Source organism: Undibacterium sp. GrIS 1.2 (assembly GCF_040544435.1).
GTDB lineage: Bacteria > Pseudomonadota > Gammaproteobacteria > Burkholderiales > Burkholderiaceae_D > Undibacterium.
In genome coordinates this window covers 1-18,975 of the sequence record NZ_JBEONP010000020.1, presented here as the reverse complement: position 1 = coordinate 18,975, position 18,975 = coordinate 1, and the positions used below count along the sequence as shown (strand labels likewise).

The following is an 18,975-nucleotide window of genomic DNA, read 5'->3' as shown; positions in this document are numbered from 1 at the left end:
TTCAATTAATTTGAATCGCTTCCAAAAATCTTATCCCAGAAAGCGTTTGTTACACCAAAGTGGCTGATTTTTTTTGATGGATGATGATGCACTGCGTGCCAACGTTTACGTCGAAGTAACCAAGCATAATTCGCTCGCCAATGGTGTGTTGCATGATGTGTGATTGTGTATAAAAGATAGCCAGTCAGCAGGCCAAAGGTAAGAGACGATGCTCGCCATAAATCAGCTATCACTAAAGTCGGTAAAAAAACCAATCCAAATATAAGCATGGCACTCAAGATCGTCGGTGTACAAATTAAGGCTGTCGGACGTTGATGGTGTTCTTGATGCCATGTACTAAAAGGGCGTAAACCATGCAGCACAAAACGATGCAATACGTATTCGATAAAAGTCCAGCTTAGTAAACCAGTGAGTATAAAGGTGATTGTTTTTAAAAATTGTTCTGATGGACTTAATGTAATCAGAAAAGTCGCCATCAAGATAGATGTAATGCTGTAGAAAATAAAATCAACGCGGTACGCTAGCTTGCTTTGTTCCAGGCTAAAAATTTGCATGTTGATCCTAATTATTGACTAAATAGTTATCAATAATGATCGCGATTATACGACGGGTCTGTACGTTGTCGAACATACAATAAGCAAGATCAGGTATAGGCTTAGCTTGAATTGTTATTTTGTATCCTGCTAGGTCAAAAGCGTTTTGGCATATTTCAGCCAAGTCATTGCCACTCCAGGTTTTTAGTCCATCGCGGAAGGTTCTTGATATGAATCCACCTAAGTCAAGCGTGTTAACGATTAACGGCGGGTCTTCCAGCATCAAGTTCGCTTTATTTGAATCTGGATCAGATTTGCGTAGAGTTTTCTATGGACAGTTAGAAGGGATAGGGCAGGCAACTGGCCGCTTTATATCCAAAGGTCTGGCACCCGAGGATAACTTCACTCATACGGCCCATCTCCCTGACTATACCAACGCAATTAGCTTACTCATGGCGTGGCCGCAAAAACGGATTGATCCCGCAAGTTTGACCGCAGTAGGGCATCGCATTGTGCATGGTGGATCTGACTATTGGGAGCCACAAATCATCAACTTAACGATGATTAAAACCTTGTTGCATATGAGTCCGTTTGATACTGAACATTTGCCAGAAGAAATTTTACTGGCAGAGGCCTTCCATCGTCGCTTCCCTCAATTGCCCCAGATCGCGTGCTTTGATACGGCGTTCCATCACGATATGCCACGTATGGCGCATCTGTTGCCGATTCCGCGGCGGTATCAGGACAAAGGTGTGCAGCGTTATGGCTTTCATGGATTATCTTGTGCTTTTTTGATGGAGGAATTAGCACGACTTACTGACCACGCCACAGCACAAGGCCGGATAGTGCTAGCGCATCTTGGTAACGGCGCTAGTGTGACTGCGGTACAAGGCGGTAAAAGTATCGATACCAGCATGGGATTTACACCAAGTTCTGGTTTGCCGATGGGCACACGTTCTGGTGATCTTGACCCTGCATTAGTGTGGTACCTAGTGCGCACAGAAAAAATGGCGATCAAAGATTTTTATCATATGGTGACGCACGAATCAGGTCTGCTGGGTGTATCAGAAATCAGTTCCGACATGCAGGTTTTGATTTCTAAAGAACTAAATGATGTTCGTGCCGCTGAGGCTATTGGCCTATTTTGCTACCAAACTAAAAAAACACTCTGCGGCTTAATCGGTGTACTGGAAGGATTGGATACTTTGGTTTTTTCAGGCGGTATTGGTGAAAATTCAGCAGAAATCCGGGCCAGAATTTGTAGCGGATTAGGCTTTTTAGGCATAGAAATTGATCCTATCAAAAATGCCGCCAACAACGAAGTTATCTCTTCTGAGAGTAGCGCAATCACGGTGCGTGTGATTAAAACAGATGAAGAATTAATGATCGCCAAAACTGTTTTTCGAATGTTAGATAAGCATCAAAATACTGCTAAAACTCCTCATAGCATTTCCACCGGCGCCCCTCCAGTTACTTTTACTAAAGATAACAATGAAACCAATTGAGTCTGAACAAGTTCAAGGTACAAAAAATCAGCCCTTAGAGCCAGTGCTTTTAAAAAAGATGCAGGAATACTGGGCGGCGGCTAATTATCTCTCTGTCGGACAAATTTATCTCTACGATAATCCTTTGCTCAAGTTGCCTTTAGAGCTTGGACATATTAAGCCGCGATTGTTGGGGCACTGGGGTACGACGCCGGGACTTAATTTTATTTATGTGCATTTAAATCGTGTGATTAAACAAGATGATTTGAATATGATTTACGTCACCGGTCCCGGGCACGGAGGCCCGGGCTTAGTTGCGAATGCCTATTTAGAGGGAACGTATAGCGAGGTATATCCCGTCATTACACAAGATGAAGATGGCTTAAAACGGCTCTTTAAACAATTCTCTTTTCCTGGCGGTATACCTAGCCATGTCGCGCCAGAAACACCGGGGTCGATTCATGAGGGAGGCGAGTTGGGCTATTCACTCTCACATGCGTATGGCGCTGCGTTCGATAATCCTGATTTGATTGTTACTTGTGTGGTCGGCGATGGCGAGGCAGAGACTGGTGCGTTGGCAACTAGCTGGCATTCGAATAAATTTTTAAATCCTGTATGTGATGGAGCCGTGCTGCCGATCTTGCATTTAAATGGATACAAAATTGCAGGGCCAACGGTACTTGCACGGATTCCGCAGGATGAGTTGCAGGCCTTATTCCAAGGCTATGGTTACACTCCGTATTTTGTCGAGGGCGATGATCCAGAAACCATGCATCAATTGATGGCAGCCACGTTAGATACGGTAATCGCCAGCATCAAAGCAATTCAATTGGATGCGCGTACTAATGGTTTTACACAGCGCCAGCGCTGGCCGATGATTATTTTGCGCTCCCCCAAAGGTTGGACTGGCCCTAAGTTTGTAGACGGCAAACAAGTAGAAGGGACTTTTCGCTCGCATCAAGTACCGATTGGCGATATGAGTCATGCTGATCATGTAGCGATTTTAGAAAAATGGATGCAGAGCTATCAACCCGAAGAGTTGTTTGATGCAAGTGGAAAACTACGCGCCGATTTAGCTCAGCTGGCGCCCAGCGGTAACCAGCGCATGAGTGCCAATCTGCATGCGAATGGAGGCATACTCTTACGCGATTTGCAGATGCCAGACTTTAGGGACTATGCGGTTGATCTACTTTATCCCGGTGCTATTGATGTTGAGTCTACTGCGGTACAGGGCAAATTTATCCGCGATATTATCAAAAGTAATCCGACTAATTTCCGGGTATTTAGCCCGGACGAAACTGCCTCTAATCGCTGGGCTGCCATATTTGATGTGACTAATCGTTGCTCTACCGCCGAGGTCATTGCGATTGACGATCATGTCGCCGCCGATGGCCGGGTGATGGAAATGTTAAGTGAACATCAATGTGAGGGGTGGTTGGAGGGCTATCTGCTGACGGGGCGGCATGGATTTTTTTCTTGTTATGAAGCCTTTATCCACATCGTTGATTCTATGTTTAATCAACATGCAAAATGGCTTAAAACGGCAAATCATATCACTTGGCGAAAACCAATCGCATCACTTAATTACCTGTTGTCGTCTCACGTATGGCGGCAAGATCATAACGGCGGTAGTCACCAAGACCCGGGGTTTATCGACCATGTAATGAATAAAAAAGCCGAAGTGATCCGAGTCTATTTGCCGCCAGACGCCAATACCTTGTTGTCCGTTACTGATCACTGTCTGCGTAGCCGTAATTATGTGAATGTGATCGTTGCGGGCAAACAGCCAGAACCGCAATGGCTGACGATGGAGGCTGCAATTTTGCATTGCAATGCAGGGATCGGCATTTGGGATTGGGCCAGCAACCATACCGATCAAGAGCCGGATTTGGTCATGGCTTGCGCAGGGGATGTACCGACTATAGAAACCTTGGCTGCCGTTAAATTGCTATGGGAATTTTTTCCAGAAATAAAAATCAGAACCATCAACGTGGTGGACTTGATGAAGTTACAGCCAGACAGCGAGCATCCACATGGATTAAGCGATCAGGATTTTGACGCCTTATTCACGTCGGATAAACCGATTGTTTTTGCTTATCACGGCTATCCGACCTTAATCCATCGTCTGACTTATCGCCGCACTAATCATCACAATTTGCATGTACGCGGTTTCAAAGAGGAGGGCACAACCACGACGCCATTTGATATGGTGGTGTTAAATGAGATGGATAGATTTCATTTATTTGAGCTGGCAATTATGCGGCTACCACAACTGACCTCAAAGATCGCCGGGGCCAAACAGTTTGTGCGTGACAAACTGACCGCGCATAAGCAATACATAGATGTGCACGGTGAGGACTTACCCGAGATTAGACATTGGCGCTGGATGGAGGTCAGTACATAAACAGGCTTTTGCGTTTGCTACCGCGTTTGTTATCCGGTATCGAACGGTAGTGCCAAAGGCTACATTTCGACGCTAAGCATAGTTTAGCTAAATATATACTCCTAAATAGTATATTTAAGTTGTCCATAGAATCACTGGGTAATAGGTCAATTTTTTAAACAATATTGGGGAGTATATGTTTTTTATTGAATAGGACTTGAGTGGAATTGCCTCCGCAAGGCGTATAGGAGAACAATACTTTAATACCCGATGTTCCAATAGAGATTGCAGCGCAACTGAGGCGGTTTTGCTTCATTCCTAAAAAAATAGGCGAGTGAAATAGCTCACTTTGCTTTAAGCAGTTCTCTTTGCTCTATACAAAGCTTTAAACGTTCAATAAACCATTGTCCCGCTGGTCCCGGTGGTGCGGCAGTCGGATAGACCGCTGACATCGGCAGCTTAAAGCCATCTTGCGGCGTATCTTCCATATTCAAAACAAGCAAAGCGCCAGATGCCAGATCCTGCTCAATCATATGTAGCGGCATGCTGCCCCATCCAACGCTGTTGAGGAGAAAGGCATGTTTGGCGGACAGGTCTGCCAAACGCCAGGTCTGTGGAGATATCACGCCATAATCATGTCCAGCCATTAAATCGGAACGATCGGTCAGAACCAGCTGGATATGTTTTTCCAACGCTTTCTTAGGAATAGGTCCGCTCATTGTTTTACCCAACAAGGCCAAGGGATGAGTCGGCGCTGCGACCATCAATAAAGACATTTCCGCCAGACGTGTGCTTGTCAATGACGGAAAAGTGATAGGCAAGGAGGCCAAAATACCTAAGCTACAGCGTTCGTCCATAACAGGCTGGTAAGCAGCGCCCAGACCCTCAACATACAGCCGCAAAGGGGTATAAGGGAATTGCCTGGAGAAATCCTTAGCGACCTCGGCGATCATCACCGTAGGAAAAAAAACATCTACTACCACCGATAGTTCGGGTTCTAGCCCAGATGCCATCAGCTTGGCGCGCGCTTTCAGTGTATCTACACCAGCGACGATATTGCGTGCGTCGGCCAATAGCAGCATGCCTTCTGCTGTGAGCTTGGGATATCTGCCCGAGCGATCAAAAAGAACCACGCCGATTTGCTCTTCCAGACTATTTACCCAGCCGCTGACGGCGGATTGAACCCGGTTGAGCTTGCGCGCCGCAGCAGAAAAACTGCCTTCATCGACAGCGGCAACAAAGGTTCTGAGTTGGTCTAGCGACACGCCGTCTAGCATATATCCTCCTAATGTATCTCAAATATAGATGGTATCCATCTCAATATATCATCTTCTCAGCTATTCACAAAAAGCAGATGATGCGGAACATGTCCTATCAACCCCAAAAACACTAAAGGTTTAATCATGAAACTCTTACATCTTGATTCCAGTATTCTCGGCGCATATTCAGTTAGCCGTCAGTTGTCTTCCGCCATCGTCGCGCGCGAAGTCGCTTTGCATCCAGATATCCAAGTTATTTATCACGACCTTGCTTTGGACCCCACTTTGCATTTATCGGGAGCACATCTGGCAGTCTGGCAGGGCGGCGCGGTCGAAGATGCTTCCCTTGTCGCTGATTTAGCCAAAGGGAGTGCTTATATAGAAGAACTGCTCGAAGCAGACATCATCGTAATCGGCGCACCGATGTATAACTTTTCTATCCCGACCCAACTGAAGGCCTGGATAGATAGGGTAGCGGTCGCAGGCAAAACATTTCGTTATGGCGCTAATGGTCCAGAAGGCTTGTTATCCAAAGATAAGAAAGTGTTTATCGCATCATCCCGCGGGAGTGTTTATGCTGCAGGCAGTCCTGCCGCGGCCCTAGAACATCACGACAGTTACCTGGCCGGACTACTTTCCTTCCTGGGTATTACTAATCTCAAGGTCATTCGCGCTGAAGGCTTGGCATTTAGTCCCGAAGCCAAAGAAGCTGCTATTAGTCATGCTCTGAAAGATATTGCTGCTATTGCTGACTAAGAACGACCATGACCTATTCCATCATCGGCTCTGGCAACGTCGGCGTTGCTCTTGCCCGTCAGTTTGTGCGCAGCGATATTGAGGTTTGTATCGCAAACGCGCGCGGCTCCGACTCACTTACTGCCCTCACAAATGAGTTGGGGAAAAGGTGATGCCAACGACCTTACAAGACGCACTCAAGGCCGAGGTTGTGATCTTCGCTGTCCCTTTTCGCGCCTATAGAAAAATTGCCAGTGTTATGGTGGACTGGAGCGGCAAGATTGTGATCGATGCGATGAATGCGCGCGATCTTACGCCGGAAGAGTTAAGCGGGAGAGAATCCAGCGATATCCTTGCGCTGGCATTGCCGGGAGCAAAGGTGGTCAAAACTTTCAATCAACTTCCTGCTGCGTTGTTGGGTAGTGACCCGTTCCAACCAAGTGCTCGGCGCAATCTGGTCGCTTCCCGCTGCATTGAATGCGAACACCCGCCGAAAACTATTTTTCTTCAAGGGCGCGAGTCTGAATATTGATGGTCAGATCGTTCCACAACAATCCGCGATTGAAGTGCGCGGTACCAGCACCGTCGAGCTGATTAACGGCTCAGAACCAAGCGAAATATTAATGCTGCAAGGCACTCCGATTGGTGAGCCAGTTGCGCAGCATGGCCTCTTTGTGATGAATTCCGATGAAGAGCTCCGACAGGCCTACGCTGACTACCGCCGTACGCAGTTTGGTGGTTGGCCCTGGCCAAGCAATGCTCCCGTTCACGGATCTGAGCAGAGAGATTCGCTCGTCACGCTAATGGGCGTGTTGAGCTTGTTTTACAACCGGATTTGCAATTAGATATATCTCAAAAATAGATGGTTTGTATCGCAATATCCCGGCTTCTCAGATCTATTTGCGAGCAGTACGATTACATCAGCTTGTTTCGCGCTCTGCGATTTAAGTATCTTTTTTAAACTACAAGGAAATTATCATGACTTATTCCATCATCGGTTCAGGCAAAGTTGGTACCGCACTTGCTCGTCACTTCGCCCGCACTGGCATCGACGTCGTTATCGCGAATACCCGTGGCCCAGACACACTTCAGTCATTAGCAAAAGAACTTGGCGAAAAAGTGACGCCAGCAACAGTACAAGACGCGCTTAAAGCGGACATCGTTATTTTTGCGATTCCATTTCTGGCACATCGCCAAATTGCACGCGAAGTGACTGACTGGGACGGTAAGATCGTCATCGATACGATGAATCCTTATGGCGTGCCGATGGAGGAGTTGGGCGGACTTGCGTCTTCTGATGTGTTGGCAGCGGCGTTGCCAGGTGCTAAGGTAGTTAAGGCTTTCAATCAATTGCCTGCGGCGCTTCTGGCAAGCAATCCATCTCAACATGAGGGTCGCCGGGTTGTATTTGTATCGGGCAATGACGATGACGCTAGCGCGACTGTTGGACGACTTGCCGCACAGCTTGGCTTTGCTCCAATTTTGTTAGGTAAGGTGGCAGAAGGTGGACGTCTTTTGCAATTGACTGGACCATTACTGCTACAAAATCTGATCAAGCTTGGTTAAGCTTAGTTAATCTACATGCGTACCGGATACATGGCTAGCTGCTATTGATTTATCAGCGTCAATAGCAGTATCGTCTCGTGAACTACGTACGCTGCCGAACAGATGAGGTGTCTTCCTTAAGGCAATCTGAGGATAATTATTTAATCCTGAGAGATGTCGCGTTTTATGCCAACTACTGAGACACTCGTTGCCGCAATTGCTCAGCCTGCGCCTGGCCAACTTGTTCTTTCTGGTAGTTGGACCGCACGCGCCATTGGCGATATCGACCCGCATTTAGCGGCCTTGCTATTATCTGATGCCGTATTGGATCAATCGTCCGGTAAGCCTGCTGCTCAGCCCACAATTCAAATCGATGGTTCGCAATTAATTAGTATTGATAGCATCGGCATTTGGGTCTTACAGAGGCGCTTGCAAAGCTTCCGTGATCAAGGGGGCGTCATCCAGTTATCAGGATGGTCGCCGCAATATCAAAAAATGTGGGACATCGTCAGCCAGCAAAAACATGCTGCGCTACCAGTCTCGGTAAATTCTTCTTTTGTTGAACATATTGGGGAAAAAGCCGAGAGCGTATTGCAAGATAGTTTGGCATTGCTCAGCTTTGTCGGCGAAATCGCGATGACCTTTGCACGACTATTGCCGCACCCTCAACGCTGGCGCTGGCGACCGGTGCTGCACAATATTCAGCTTGCCGGATTTGAGGCATTGCCAATTGTTGGCATTACCTCTTTTTTATTGGGCATCGTAGTCGCTTATCAAGGCGCGGACCAACTCAAACATTACGGTGCCAATATCTTTGTGGTCGAACTGGTCGGCTATTCCATGCTGCGTGAATTTGCGCCTTTAATCACGGCCATCATTATTGCCGGACGTTCAGGCTCTTCTTATGCCGCGCAAATCGGCACTATGGTTGTGACCGAAGAAGTAGACGCAATGCGTACCATCGGCATCGTGCCGATTGATTTGCTGGTCATACCCAAAGTGATTGCCTTATTAATCGCACTACCTTTGCTCACCATTTTCGCCGATGTGATTGGGGTCTTGGGCGGCATGGTAATGGCAAGCTTACAGCTGGGTGTCGGTTTTCATGAATTTGCAGAACGATTTGGCACAGAAATTCCGCTAAAGACCTTATTAATTGGAGTTGGTAAAGCTGCTATGTTTTCAATTGCGATTGCAGTGATCGGCTGTTTTCAGGGCTTCCGCACAAAAGGCAATGCCGATAGTGTTGGCCGCCAGACTACACGTAGTGTAGTGCAGGCGATTTTTGTGGTGATTGTGTTGGATGCGCTGTTTTCCGTCATTTTTAATTTATTGGATTTGTGATGGAAGCACAAAATTTCTCAAAAATTCTTAGCGCTAATGAGGATAAGGCTGATAGCAAGCCTGACACAAACGTCAATAACAACGTCAATAACAACGCCAAGCCCGATAACATCATCGAGATGCGCAAGGTATGCACCCGATTTGGCAACAAGACAGTACACACAGATCTTGATCTGGATATCCGGCGAGGTGAGATTTTTGCAATTGTCGGCGGTAGTGGATCGGGCAAATCAACCTTGCTGCGCGAAATGATTTTGTTGCATAAGCCAGACTCCGGATCAATCAAAATTTTTGGAACCGACCTTGCCACTACATCGGACGAAGAGGCCAATCTATTACGCCAGCGTTGGGGTGTTATGTTCCAAAAAGGCGGCTTATTTAGCACGCTCAACGTGATTGAAAATATTGGCCTGCCTTTACGTGAGCACACCGTATTAGACGATCAAATCATTGATGAAGTCGCCGCGTGGAAATTATCTCTTAGCGGGCTGGAGCCAGACTCTGGCTCGCGGTATCCCTCTGAATTAAGCGGCGGTATGCTCAAGCGCGCGGCACTTGCGCGTGCTCTGGCGCTTGATCCTGAATTGCTGTTCCTAGATGAACCTACCGCAGGGCTAGACCCAGCTGGTGCAGCGGGTATTGACAGCCTAGTTCGAGACTTACACGCTTTATATAACTTAACCATTGTGATGATCACGCACGATCTGGATTTGTTGTGGCAAGTCACTGACCGGGTCGCTGTATTGGGTGAGGGCAGAGTGCTTGCTGTTGGCTCTATGAGTGAATTGTCCAAAATGGATCATCCGATTATTCGCCAATACTTTGATGGTGCACGTGGACGTGCGGCACAGCAACAGACAGGCCAGGAGCAAAAAAAACAGCAGCGAGTATCAAAAACAATGCAAACCGTAATTGAAGAAAGTAAAAAGGAAACATGATGGAAACAAAAGTCAATTACGCAGCAGTAGGTACATTTGTCTTGGCGCTTGGTGCGGCATTTATTGCGGGTATTTTGTGGTTGTCGGTCGGTTTAGGCAAGCAAAAACACTATGAAAAATATCTTGCGATTGTGAATGAATCGGTTGCCGGACTGAACGTTGATGCCCCTGTTAAATATCTGGGAGTCGATATCGGAAAAGTGAAAGATATCAAACTTGATCCGGCCAACCCGCAGCAAGTACTATTGCAATTTGCGATTGAGCAAGGCACGCCGATCAAAATCGATACCTTAGCGGTACTGAAGACGCAAGGATTGACGGGTATCGCCTATGTTGAGTTAAGCGGTGGTTCGCCCAATGCGCCAGTTTTGGTCGCTACCGGGCCAGATGAGTTGCCGGTGATCCGCACTAAACCGTCATTGGGTGCCCGACTAGAAAATGTGCTCAGCTCGGTACTGGCTAATCTTGATCGTACTGCCGCCAATATCAATGCGGTGTTAAACGATGAGAATCGCGCTGCGTTTACCAAAATTCTGGCGGATACATCAGCTGTCACCGGTACTTTGGCAGCGCAAAAAAATGCGATGAGCAGTGGTATCGCTAATGCGTCTAAGACGGCTGACAATGCAGCACGCGCATCGGCACAGCTTGATCCGCTGTTACAACGTATTTCCAGCAGCGCAGAGGCAATAGAAAAATTGGCGAAAGAGGCGACATCGGCCAGTATCAGCACTAAAAAAACAGTGGACGATGCCGGTTCTGCAGTACGCCAGATCAGCAATGACACGGTCCCAGAGTTAAATCGATTGCTGACAGAATTAGGGGACTTATCAAGCTCACTAAAAAGTTTAAGTGAGCAGACCAAACAAAATCCAAGCAGCTTGATACGTGGTCGCCAACCAGTTCCTTATGGTCCAGGTGAAGGACTGGGTGATAGATCACTAGGCAGTACTAAAGATGGCTCTGGCGAGAGTTTTGGCAAAAAAACGGGAGAGAAGAAAACACCATGATCAATTTAGCTAAACCAAAAACAGGTACGTCATTGCAATATCAATTCAGCAAACCCGCTTCGCATAAGGCTATTGGCTTAAGCATAAGTTTGGCTGTAGTGGCAATAGTGACATTGAGCGCCTGTTCCTCCCTATTGCCAGCCAATGTGCCACCACCGATGCTGTACTCTTTTGATGCGGTACAAACGAATGTAAACACCAAACCAATAGTGTCGCTACCAGCGAAATCTGCTAATGCCATAAGTGGACCAACATTAACTGTGAGTATCCCGCGTGCGGCCGCCGGTTTTGATACGCAGCAAATGATGTATATGCGCCAGCCGCATCTACTGGAATATTTTCGTGAAAGCCAATGGGTAGATATGCCTGCTGCTATGTTGTTTCCACTAGCGGTCAATGCGATAGAGCAGAGCGGGCGATTTGGTGCGGTAATGCAATCGCCTACCACCATCGTCAGTCAGTATCGGCTAGATTTAGAAGTGGTACGGCTACAGCAAGAATTTTTCAGCCAACCAAGCCGTGTTCACTTCACTTTACGTGCGCATTTGTCCGATACCGCAAGCCATAAAATCATCGCCTGGCGTGAGTTTGATACCAACGTCAATGCGGAGAGCGATAATTCCTATGGTGGCGTAGTGGCCGCAAATCAGGCGATACGTACGACGCTGATTGAGCTTGCCAGTTTTTGTGCTGATACGCTTAAAAACTCATCCGAATCGTCGGCTGAATCAGCGACAGTACCAGCTACACAATCAGCTGCTGGATCAGCTTTTAAGCGGCCAGCGCCTGATCGACGATAACTTGTGCCTCGTCCAGTATTTTTTGCAGATGCACATCGCCGAGAAAACTCTCGGCGTAGATTTTATAAATATCTTCTGTACCTGAAGGGCGGGCAGCAAACCAACCATTTGCTGTAATCACTTTTAATCCGCCAATGGCGGCATCGTTACCAGGTGCGCGGGTCAAAATGGCCTGTATGGTTTCGCCGGCTAAGCTGGTTGATTGCACTTGTTCTGGCGACAGTTTAGATAACTTGGCTTTTTGCTCGAAGCTAGCATACGCCTGCTTACGGTCAGCCACAGGCTCACCAAACTCATGGGTTAAATCGCTATACACATCGCCAAGATCATGTCCCATTTTTGCAGTGATTTCGGCTGCGAGCAAGGCTAAAACCATACCGTCTTTATCCGTCGTCCAGGCGCTGCCATCACGCCGGGCAAAGCTGGCGCCAGCGCTTTCTTCCCCCGCAAAAGCCAGACTACCATCGGCTAATCCTGCAGAAAACCATTTAAAGCCAGCGGGCACTTCAATTAATTGTCGCCCCAGTTTGGCTGACACACGATCAATCATCTGGCTACTGACGACTGTTTTTCCTACAGCAGAGTTTTTACTCCACTGAGGTCGGTGTTGAAACAAGTAATAGATAGCTACCGATAAATAATGATTGGTCGGCAATAGTCCCACTTTGGGCGTGACGATTCCATGTCTGTCGTGATCGGTGTCACAGGCAAAGGCAATATCAAAGCAATCCTTTAAGGCAGTCAGGTTATGCATGGCATAAGGCGAGGACGGATCCATGCGTATTTGCCCATCCCAGTCAACTGTGACAAAGCGGAATGTAGTGTCTACCAATGGATTCACGACGCTTAAATTGAGTTTGTAATGATCCGCAATCGCCGGCCAGTAATGCACACCGGCACCGCCGAGTGGATCAACACCCATATGGATATTCGCCTCGCGAATGGAGGTCATGTCGATCACATTCTCCAGATCGTTGATGTAGGCGTTTAGAAAATCGTAGTAGTGCGTGGTCGACGCCCGCAGGGCTTTTTCAAACGGCATGCGTAAAATGCCGGGCGAATCACCCAAACCACCTTGAGTACTTTTCTGCAAAAAATCGTTTGCCTGTTTTTCTATCCAGCCAGTGATGATCGTATCCGCTGGTCCGCCGTTGGTGGTGTTGTACTTGATACCGCCATGCTCTGGCGGATTGTGTGAAGGTGTGATGATGATGCCGTCTGCCAGACCAAGCTGCCGTCCACGGTTATACGTCAAAATTGCATGCGATACGGCCGGTGTCGGCGTGTATTCCCCTTTGGCTGCCATCATCACCTCAACCCCATTTGCAGCCAAGACTTCTAATACGCTGGCGAATGCGGGTTCGGACAAAGCGTGGGTATCAATTCCGATAAAACATGGCCCGGTAATACCTTGTTGCTTGCGATAGAGACAAATTGCCTGACTAATCGCCAGCACGTGCATCTCGTTAAAACTACGATTAAATGCTGAACCGCGATGACCTGATGTACCAAACAACACTCGTTGCGACGCGATAGATGCATCGGGTCTTTCTGTGTAATACGCCGTCACGAGTTTAGCGACATTGATGAGTAATTCTGGGGGGGCTGGTTTGCCAGCTAGAGGGCTGATTATCATAAGCTATGTTGTGTTGAGTTGAATTGACGAAAAAAATGGAACATACAAAGGAGTAGAAATGAGAATTCTTATATACTCCCTAAATAATTTAAAAAAAGCTCTATATTGATCAATGATTGTATGGACAATTAATATATACATCCGCTCAGTATTAAATCTGTCCTATCATTACCCCTTCAGTGCTGGGGCTTCAATGCGATGTGGTGTCGGATGCAGGATCATTTGTACTTTAGCCGATGCCACTACATGTTCGGGCTCAAATCCGAATTGTCTTAGTAGAACTTTGATCGGTGCCGACATACCAAAAGTGTGCATCCCTAAAATGCTGCCATCTACACCAGCATAGCGTTCCCATCCAAAAGTAGAGGCTGCCTCTACCACGACACGCGCCTTGATTGAAGGTGGCAGTATTTTGTCTTTATAGGCTTGAGTCTGACTTTCAAATATTTCCCATGAGGGCATACTGATGACTCGGGCGTGGATGCCCTCCGTTTTCAGCTGCTCGTATGCCTTGATGCAAATTCCCATTTCGCTGCCGGAAGCGATTAGTAAGACGTCAACTTGATTGTCCGTGGTCTCGGCCAAGATGTAAGCACCAAAAGCAAGGCCGCTGGCGCTGGCATAAATCGATCGATCTAAAGTTGGTACCGCTTGTCGCGTCAACACTAGGCAGACTGGGGTCTGTTTAAATTGCATCATCACTCGCCAGGCCTCTACTACCTCATTCGCATCTGCCGGTCGCAACACCACTATGCCGGGCATTGCGCGTAGTGATGCCAATTGTTCTATCGGCTGATGGGTGGGGCCATCTTCTCCCATGCCAATTGAATCATGCGTCCAGACAGAAATCAGTGGCAACTCCATCATGGCGCTCAGCCGGAGCGCGGCACGACAATAGTCGGTAAAGATTAAAAAACTGGACACGAACGGACGCAGACCAGACAAACTCATTCCATTTGCAATGGCGCACATCGCATGTTCACGCACGCCAAAATGAAAATTACGGCCTGCATAATTGCCTTCCGCCGCTTGTCCAATCGCTTGAAAATTACTCGGTCCCAATAAGTTCAGTTGCGTTTTGGTCGATGGCGAAAGATCCGCAGCACCGCCCATTAGCCAAGGTATTTTGAATGCCAGCGCATTTAACACGATACCTGAGGAATCACGCGTTGCCATTCCTTTTTCATCCTGATCGAAAACCGGTAAGACTGTCTCCCAGTTTTCAGGCAAATTACGTACTTGTATCTTGTCAATCTCTGAAGCCTGATCTGGATATTCGTTGCGATATGCCAGATATAAAGCGTTCCACGTCGCATATGCAATTGCCCCACGCAATCCAAATCGCCTCTTAAAATGATCAATAACCCCATCTGGTACATCAAACTGTAGATCAGGATTGCAGCCATAGAATTGTTTTGTCAGACGGACTTCCTCGACTCCGAGCGGTTCGCCATGCGCTTCACGTGTATCTTGTTTGTGTGGCGCACCATAACCAATATGGCTTTCCACGATAATGAGAGTTGGTCTATCCTCATTCGCATCATGCATTTGCTGCTGACGGTCACCGCGCTCGTCTAGATCGGCAAAAATCTGGTACGCCTTGGTCAATGCTGTCAGATTATTGGCATTCTTGACCCTCAATACCTGCCAACCATAAGGGAGGAAACGCGCTGCAACATCTTCGGTAAAAGTGATTGACGTCGCACCTTCAATACTGATGTGATTATCGTCATAAATCCAGCATAGATTGGCTAGTTTTAAATGTCCTGCCAGCGATGCAGCCTCGCTGCTAACGCCTTCCATCATGTCGCCGTCACCGCACAAAGCATAGACATGATGGCTGAATAACTCGTAACCAGGGCGGTTATAGGTCGCTGCCAGCCAGCGCTCTGAGATCGCCATGCCGACGCTGTTTGCCAGTCCTTGTCCTAACGGTCCGGTTGTCGTTTCTACTCCAGACGTCCAGCCAAATTCAGGATGTCCGGTGCAGCGACTTCCTGCTTGCCTAAAATTTTTCAGATCCTCTAAAGTCACTGCCAGACGATCGCCGGGTGGATAGCTCGACGATTTCGCTTTTACGCCTGTCAGAAAAAGCAGGCTATAAAGCAAAGCGCAGGCGTGACCAGCCGACAAAACAAACCGGTCACGATTGATCCATTCGGGATTATCCGGATCGTATCTCAAGAAGCCTTGCCACAAGCAATACGCGGTTGGAGCCGCGCCCATCGGAGTGCCGGGGTGACCTGATTGCGCTTTTTGTACAGCATCGATAGACAGCGTACGTAAGGTGTTAATACATCGCTCATCGATTTCTAGCTCGGCAAATTGTTCTGGCTCGTTCACAAAAGACTCCGGTTAAAAACGCAATACAATAATTTGGCGACAATTTTGACAACCCATCTTTACAAAGGATTGCTTCCTTATTCAAAGGGATTGCTGTCAACTATTTCTTCCTACATATCGACATGAGCAAGTTGCCGTCCCTTTTCAGCGATTAGTAAGATCAGGGCTTCCCATGATTTTGCAAACGATGCAACGCCTTCAGTTTGAAGTCTTTCTGCCAAAGCCTCATCATCGACGCCTTCGCGCCTGAATTCCTCCAGCACCGCTGGGGCGAAGCCACCATCGGTAGGTAACACGCCGTCGGGCTTGCCGTGATCTGCAAAAGCTAATAAGGTCTTTTCAGGAACGGTATCAATACTGCCAGGAGCGATTAAGGCATCCACATACAAGGTATCTGACGCAAGAGGATCTTTGGTACCTGTGCTGGCCCATAAAATTCGCTGAGGACAAGCACCAGACTGCAGAATTTTTTGCCAGCGTGCGGAGACCATCAATGTTTGATAAGTCTTATAAATCAGCATTGCCATCAAAATGCCAAGCCGATTGTGGTACTCCGGTGATATTTCCTGTTTGACTGCTGTATCCCAACGACTGACAAAAATCGATGCAACAGAAAATACTTTGGCATCCAACCCGGCGGCGATGCGCCGCTCGATGCCGCACAAATAAGCTTCTGCCGCTGCAAGATACTGCTGGCTTGAAAATAATAAGGTCACATTCACCGGCACTCCGGCAAAAATTGATTCTTCGATCGCCTTCAGACCTGCGGGCGTTCCCGGGATTTTGATGAATAAATTAGGACAATTTGCTGCACGATAAAGCCGCTTTGCCTCTGCTATCGTACCCTCGGCGTCATTCGCTAATAATGGTGACACCTCGAGCGATACCCAGCCATCTAAGCTGTCTGTAACCTTGAAAATAGGAAGAAGCAAGGCTGCCGCTTGGGTTAAATCGCTGATCGCCAATTCAAAAAATACAGCCTCAGCAGATTTTCCTTCTTCCAATTTTTGATGGATATCTGCATCGTAAGCATTGGTGTTTCGGATTGCCTGCTCAAAAATGGTGGGATTGGATGTCAGCCCCGTGATAGAAAATTCTGCAAGATATTTTGCTAAGGTACCGCTGCTTAACAGGTCTCTTGTGATGTTATCTAACCAGAGACTTTGTCCTAGCTGATGTAGTTGTATTGTTGGTTTCATGATCGCCTGAATGAGAAGAGGTGGGTTGAGTGGTCGTTATGGAGGATCAGATGATGTCGGCGCATGGATGACCTCAAGAAAATTAACATGGATTAAATCTGCTATATGATCAATCGTGATATCAGCAGCTGGAAAATTGGCGATATTTTCCGGATCAAGTGCGTAGTGCCCTTGACGAACAAAGATTGTCGTCAGTCGATCACCCCAATGACTTTTCATCGTAGACAAAATACGTAATTTATCGTCGACCATTACATAATGTTTCGCGGGGTACTGCGCCTCCACTACATCCAGCATGTCTTCTTTGTGGACGTAGACCAGTACTCGTCCTTCAACCGCATTCCACAGCCCAGAGCGTTGTATTTTTCTCGGCTGAAAAACTACATCACCATCCGATAAAATTACAGTTTTTCCCCAAGAAGATAGATGTGAAATCGCCGCTTTTACGTTGGGGTACAGCAAGTCGGAGAAGGGGAAATCCATTAGATATGCCGACATTAGTAATAGCCGCGGATCACTCATATCTTGTACTCGATACCGCTGTAATGCCCCCAAATAATCCACATAGCCTAATTCTTCACGCAGCTCTTCCAGAATAGTGTTGTAGCGATCCTCATTTTCAGGGCCAAATTCTTGAGAAAGATGGCATCGCAGATCACTACGCAGGCGATCGTTATCCAGCAACGTATTGTCTACGTCCAATAGAAAAATAATCTCGTCGGGTTCTGCCATTAGTCATCTTTCATCGAACAAAAATAGGTTCACTAAAAAGTCGAGGTCAGCGCAAAATAGTAAAAAAGATCATTAGCTATATTGATCAGGAATCTGTATCCAATTTCTCAACATGTCCACCAAATTGATGCCGCATCGCGGACAATAATTGATTGGCGAAACCAGCATTCCCCCGAGAGCTAAAACGCTCAGATAGAGCTGCGTTCAGTACAGGAGCGGGGACAGCTTCATCAATTGCAGCAATCATCGTCCAGCGTCCTTCGCCAGAATCTGACACATGCCCTTCAAATGTACTTAAGGAGGGATCTTTTTGTAGCGCCTTCGCAGTTAAATCGAGGAGCCAGGAACTAATGACACTGCCACGTCGCCAGACCTCAGTGATCTCAGCCAAATCAAATGGGTATTGATAAAATTCTGGATTGCGTAATGGTGTGGTTTCCGCATCTGTCGCAGTTTTTGAGTGACCGCCAGAGGTATTGTTCACTGCACCTATATTGGCGTTATGTAGAATATTTAGGCCTTCTGCATAAGCCGCCATCAAACCGTATTCAATACCGTTGTGCACCATTTTTACGAAGTGGCCAGCGCCATGCGATCCACAATGCAGGTAGCCATATTGAGCTGTACTTTTGTTTTTTTTATCACTGATCGCTGCTTCTTCGGACATCCCACTTTTTGTCCGGTCATTCGCAGTGTCGTGTGATGCCGCGCCTGGCGCGAGTGACTCAAAAATAGGGGAGAGATAATTTACGATGCCAGACTGGCCTCCGATCATCAGACAATAGCCACGCTTTAGGCCAAACACACCGCCACTAGTTCCTACATCAACATAATGAATGCCGCGTGAACTCAAGGCAGTGCTGCGTTGAATATCGTCACGGTAATATGAATTGCCGCCATCAATGATAATGTCGCCAATGTCGAGTAATGGTGTCAGAGTCGCCAGCTCTTGATCAACCAGTCCAGCGGGCAGCATCAACCAGATCACTCTGGGTTGTTCTAATTGCGATACCAGAGTTGCAATCGAGTCGGCG

General features: G+C 47.3%; 19 protein-coding genes. 11 read left to right on the top strand and 8 right to left on the bottom strand.

The genetic code is table 11. The features are described from left to right. Positions 1-5: 5 nt before the first annotated feature. Positions 6-554 carry a sterol desaturase family protein gene (locus AAKU61_RS10630; protein WP_354332040.1) on the bottom strand — a complete coding sequence of 183 codons (549 nt, stop codon included), beginning with the start codon at positions 552-554 and terminating at the stop codon, positions 6-8. A 209-nt stretch (positions 555-763) separates the two neighbouring features. Here AAKU61_RS10630 and AAKU61_RS10625 point away from each other — a divergent pair, with 209 nt between their 5' ends. Beyond that, on the top strand, positions 764-2,038 hold the full coding sequence (locus tag AAKU61_RS10625; RefSeq protein WP_354332038.1) for an acetate/propionate family kinase: 1,275 nt from the start codon (positions 764-766) through the stop codon (positions 2,036-2,038). After that, positions 2,025-4,421: a phosphoketolase family protein gene (locus tag AAKU61_RS10620; protein WP_354332036.1), complete on the top strand. Its 2,397-nt coding sequence runs from the start codon at positions 2,025-2,027 to the stop codon at positions 4,419-4,421. Before AAKU61_RS10625 ends, AAKU61_RS10620 begins: the two co-directional genes overlap by 14 nt. Positions 4,422-4,744: 323 nt before the next feature. Here the strand turns inward: AAKU61_RS10620 and AAKU61_RS10615 are convergent, their stop codons facing one another. Beyond that, positions 4,745-5,677: a LysR family transcriptional regulator gene (locus tag AAKU61_RS10615; protein ID WP_354332034.1), complete on the bottom strand. Its 933-nt coding sequence runs from the start codon at positions 5,675-5,677 to the stop codon at positions 4,745-4,747. Between the two features lie 126 nt (positions 5,678-5,803). Here AAKU61_RS10615 and AAKU61_RS10610 point away from each other — a divergent pair, with 126 nt between their 5' ends. From AAKU61_RS10610 to AAKU61_RS10575, 8 genes are all read left to right on the top strand, one after another. After that, positions 5,804-6,415, top strand: coding sequence for an FMN-dependent NADH-azoreductase (locus AAKU61_RS10610; protein WP_354332032.1), 612 nt, complete (start codon positions 5,804-5,806; stop codon positions 6,413-6,415). An 8-nt stretch (positions 6,416-6,423) separates the two neighbouring features. Next, positions 6,424-6,567, top strand: a complete 144-nt coding sequence (locus tag AAKU61_RS10605) for an NAD(P)-binding domain-containing protein (RefSeq protein WP_354332030.1) — start codon at positions 6,424-6,426, stop codon at positions 6,565-6,567. Further along, positions 6,567-6,926, top strand: a complete 360-nt coding sequence (locus AAKU61_RS10600) for an NAD(P)-binding domain-containing protein (RefSeq protein ID WP_354332029.1) — start codon at positions 6,567-6,569, stop codon at positions 6,924-6,926. Before AAKU61_RS10605 ends, AAKU61_RS10600 begins: the two co-directional genes overlap by 1 nt. Next, positions 6,868-7,239: a pirin-like C-terminal cupin domain-containing protein gene (locus AAKU61_RS10595; RefSeq protein WP_354332027.1), complete on the top strand. Its 372-nt coding sequence runs from the start codon at positions 6,868-6,870 to the stop codon at positions 7,237-7,239. Before AAKU61_RS10600 ends, AAKU61_RS10595 begins: the two co-directional genes overlap by 59 nt. Before the next feature lie 133 nt (positions 7,240-7,372). Next, positions 7,373-7,960 (top strand): NADPH-dependent F420 reductase, encoded by a 588-nt coding sequence (locus tag AAKU61_RS10590; RefSeq protein WP_354332025.1) that lies wholly within the window; start codon positions 7,373-7,375, stop codon positions 7,958-7,960. A 153-nt stretch (positions 7,961-8,113) separates the two neighbouring features. Beyond that, a complete protein-coding gene (locus AAKU61_RS10585) occupies positions 8,114-9,283 on the top strand; it encodes an ABC transporter permease (protein WP_354332023.1) in 1,170 nt (389 codons plus the stop codon). Next, entirely contained in the window at positions 9,283-10,221 is a 939-nt protein-coding gene (locus tag AAKU61_RS10580) for an ABC transporter ATP-binding protein (protein ID WP_354332021.1), read from the top strand. The genes AAKU61_RS10585 and AAKU61_RS10580 overlap by 1 nt, the downstream gene beginning before the upstream one ends. Beyond that, positions 10,221-11,231, top strand: a complete 1,011-nt coding sequence (locus AAKU61_RS10575; RefSeq protein WP_354332019.1) for an MlaD family protein — start codon at positions 10,221-10,223, stop codon at positions 11,229-11,231. Before AAKU61_RS10580 ends, AAKU61_RS10575 begins: the two co-directional genes overlap by 1 nt. 40 nt (positions 11,232-11,271) lie before the next feature. Here AAKU61_RS10575 and AAKU61_RS10570 read toward each other — a convergent pair whose 3' ends face one another. Continuing rightward, complete coding sequence (locus AAKU61_RS10570) at positions 11,272-11,472, bottom strand: hypothetical protein (RefSeq protein WP_354332017.1); 201 nt, start codon at positions 11,470-11,472, stop codon at positions 11,272-11,274. A gap of 19 nt (positions 11,473-11,491) precedes the next feature. Between AAKU61_RS10570 and AAKU61_RS10565 the strand changes: the two genes are divergently transcribed. Beyond that, complete coding sequence (locus AAKU61_RS10565; protein ID WP_354332015.1) at positions 11,492-12,031, top strand: ABC-type transport auxiliary lipoprotein family protein; 540 nt, start codon at positions 11,492-11,494, stop codon at positions 12,029-12,031. Here AAKU61_RS10565 and pgm read toward each other — a convergent pair. The 5 genes from pgm to gnd form a co-directional block, all read right to left on the bottom strand. Further along, on the bottom strand, positions 12,003-13,667 hold the full coding sequence (gene pgm / locus AAKU61_RS10560) for a phosphoglucomutase (alpha-D-glucose-1,6-bisphosphate-dependent) (RefSeq protein WP_354332013.1): 1,665 nt from the start codon (positions 13,665-13,667) through the stop codon (positions 12,003-12,005). The two genes, AAKU61_RS10565 and pgm, sit on opposite strands and share 29 nt — an antisense overlap. 168 nt (positions 13,668-13,835) lie before the next feature. After that, positions 13,836-16,010: a transketolase gene (gene tkt / locus AAKU61_RS10555; protein ID WP_354332011.1), complete on the bottom strand. Its 2,175-nt coding sequence runs from the start codon at positions 16,008-16,010 to the stop codon at positions 13,836-13,838. A 110-nt stretch (positions 16,011-16,120) separates the two neighbouring features. Continuing rightward, positions 16,121-17,209, bottom strand: coding sequence for a transaldolase (tal, locus tag AAKU61_RS10550; protein WP_354332009.1), 1,089 nt, complete (start codon positions 17,207-17,209; stop codon positions 16,121-16,123). A 36-nt stretch (positions 17,210-17,245) separates the two neighbouring features. Beyond that, complete coding sequence (locus AAKU61_RS10545) at positions 17,246-17,941, bottom strand: HAD family hydrolase (RefSeq protein ID WP_354332007.1); 696 nt, start codon at positions 17,939-17,941, stop codon at positions 17,246-17,248. An 85-nt stretch (positions 17,942-18,026) separates the two neighbouring features. Further along, a partial coding sequence (gene gnd, locus AAKU61_RS10540; protein WP_354332005.1) for a phosphogluconate dehydrogenase (NAD(+)-dependent, decarboxylating) occupies positions 18,027-18,975 on the bottom strand: 949 nt, incomplete at its 5' end.

What these genes read in the sequence shown, in the direction of transcription:
- AAKU61_RS10630 (WP_354332040.1), bottom strand. Translation starts at nt 554, where the DNA reads ATGCAAATTTTTAGCCTGGAACAAAGCAAGCTAGCGTACCGCGTTGAT.
- AAKU61_RS10625 (WP_354332038.1), top strand. Translation starts at nt 764, where the DNA reads ATGAATCCACCTAAGTCAAGCGTGTTAACGATTAACGGCGGGTCTTCC.
- AAKU61_RS10620 (WP_354332036.1), top strand. Translation starts at nt 2,025, where the DNA reads ATGAAACCAATTGAGTCTGAACAAGTTCAAGGTACAAAAAATCAGCCC.
- AAKU61_RS10615 (WP_354332034.1), bottom strand. Translation starts at nt 5,677, where the DNA reads ATGCTAGACGGCGTGTCGCTAGACCAACTCAGAACCTTTGTTGCCGCT.
- AAKU61_RS10610 (WP_354332032.1), top strand. Translation starts at nt 5,804, where the DNA reads ATGAAACTCTTACATCTTGATTCCAGTATTCTCGGCGCATATTCAGTT.
- AAKU61_RS10605 (WP_354332030.1), top strand. Translation starts at nt 6,424, where the DNA reads ATGACCTATTCCATCATCGGCTCTGGCAACGTCGGCGTTGCTCTTGCC.
- AAKU61_RS10600 (WP_354332029.1), top strand. Translation starts at nt 6,567, where the DNA reads ATGCCAACGACCTTACAAGACGCACTCAAGGCCGAGGTTGTGATCTTC.
- AAKU61_RS10590 (WP_354332025.1), top strand. Translation starts at nt 7,373, where the DNA reads ATGACTTATTCCATCATCGGTTCAGGCAAAGTTGGTACCGCACTTGCT.
- AAKU61_RS10585 (WP_354332023.1), top strand. Translation starts at nt 8,114, where the DNA reads ATGTCGCGTTTTATGCCAACTACTGAGACACTCGTTGCCGCAATTGCT.
- AAKU61_RS10580 (WP_354332021.1), top strand. Translation starts at nt 9,283, where the DNA reads ATGGAAGCACAAAATTTCTCAAAAATTCTTAGCGCTAATGAGGATAAG.
- AAKU61_RS10575 (WP_354332019.1), top strand. Translation starts at nt 10,221, where the DNA reads ATGGAAACAAAAGTCAATTACGCAGCAGTAGGTACATTTGTCTTGGCG.
- AAKU61_RS10570 (WP_354332017.1), bottom strand. Translation starts at nt 11,472, where the DNA reads ATGGCATTAGCAGATTTCGCTGGTAGCGACACTATTGGTTTGGTGTTT.
- pgm (WP_354332013.1), bottom strand. Translation starts at nt 13,667, where the DNA reads ATGATAATCAGCCCTCTAGCTGGCAAACCAGCCCCCCCAGAATTACTC.
- tal (WP_354332009.1), bottom strand. Translation starts at nt 17,209, where the DNA reads ATGAAACCAACAATACAACTACATCAGCTAGGACAAAGTCTCTGGTTA.
- AAKU61_RS10545 (WP_354332007.1), bottom strand. Translation starts at nt 17,941, where the DNA reads ATGGCAGAACCCGACGAGATTATTTTTCTATTGGACGTAGACAATACG.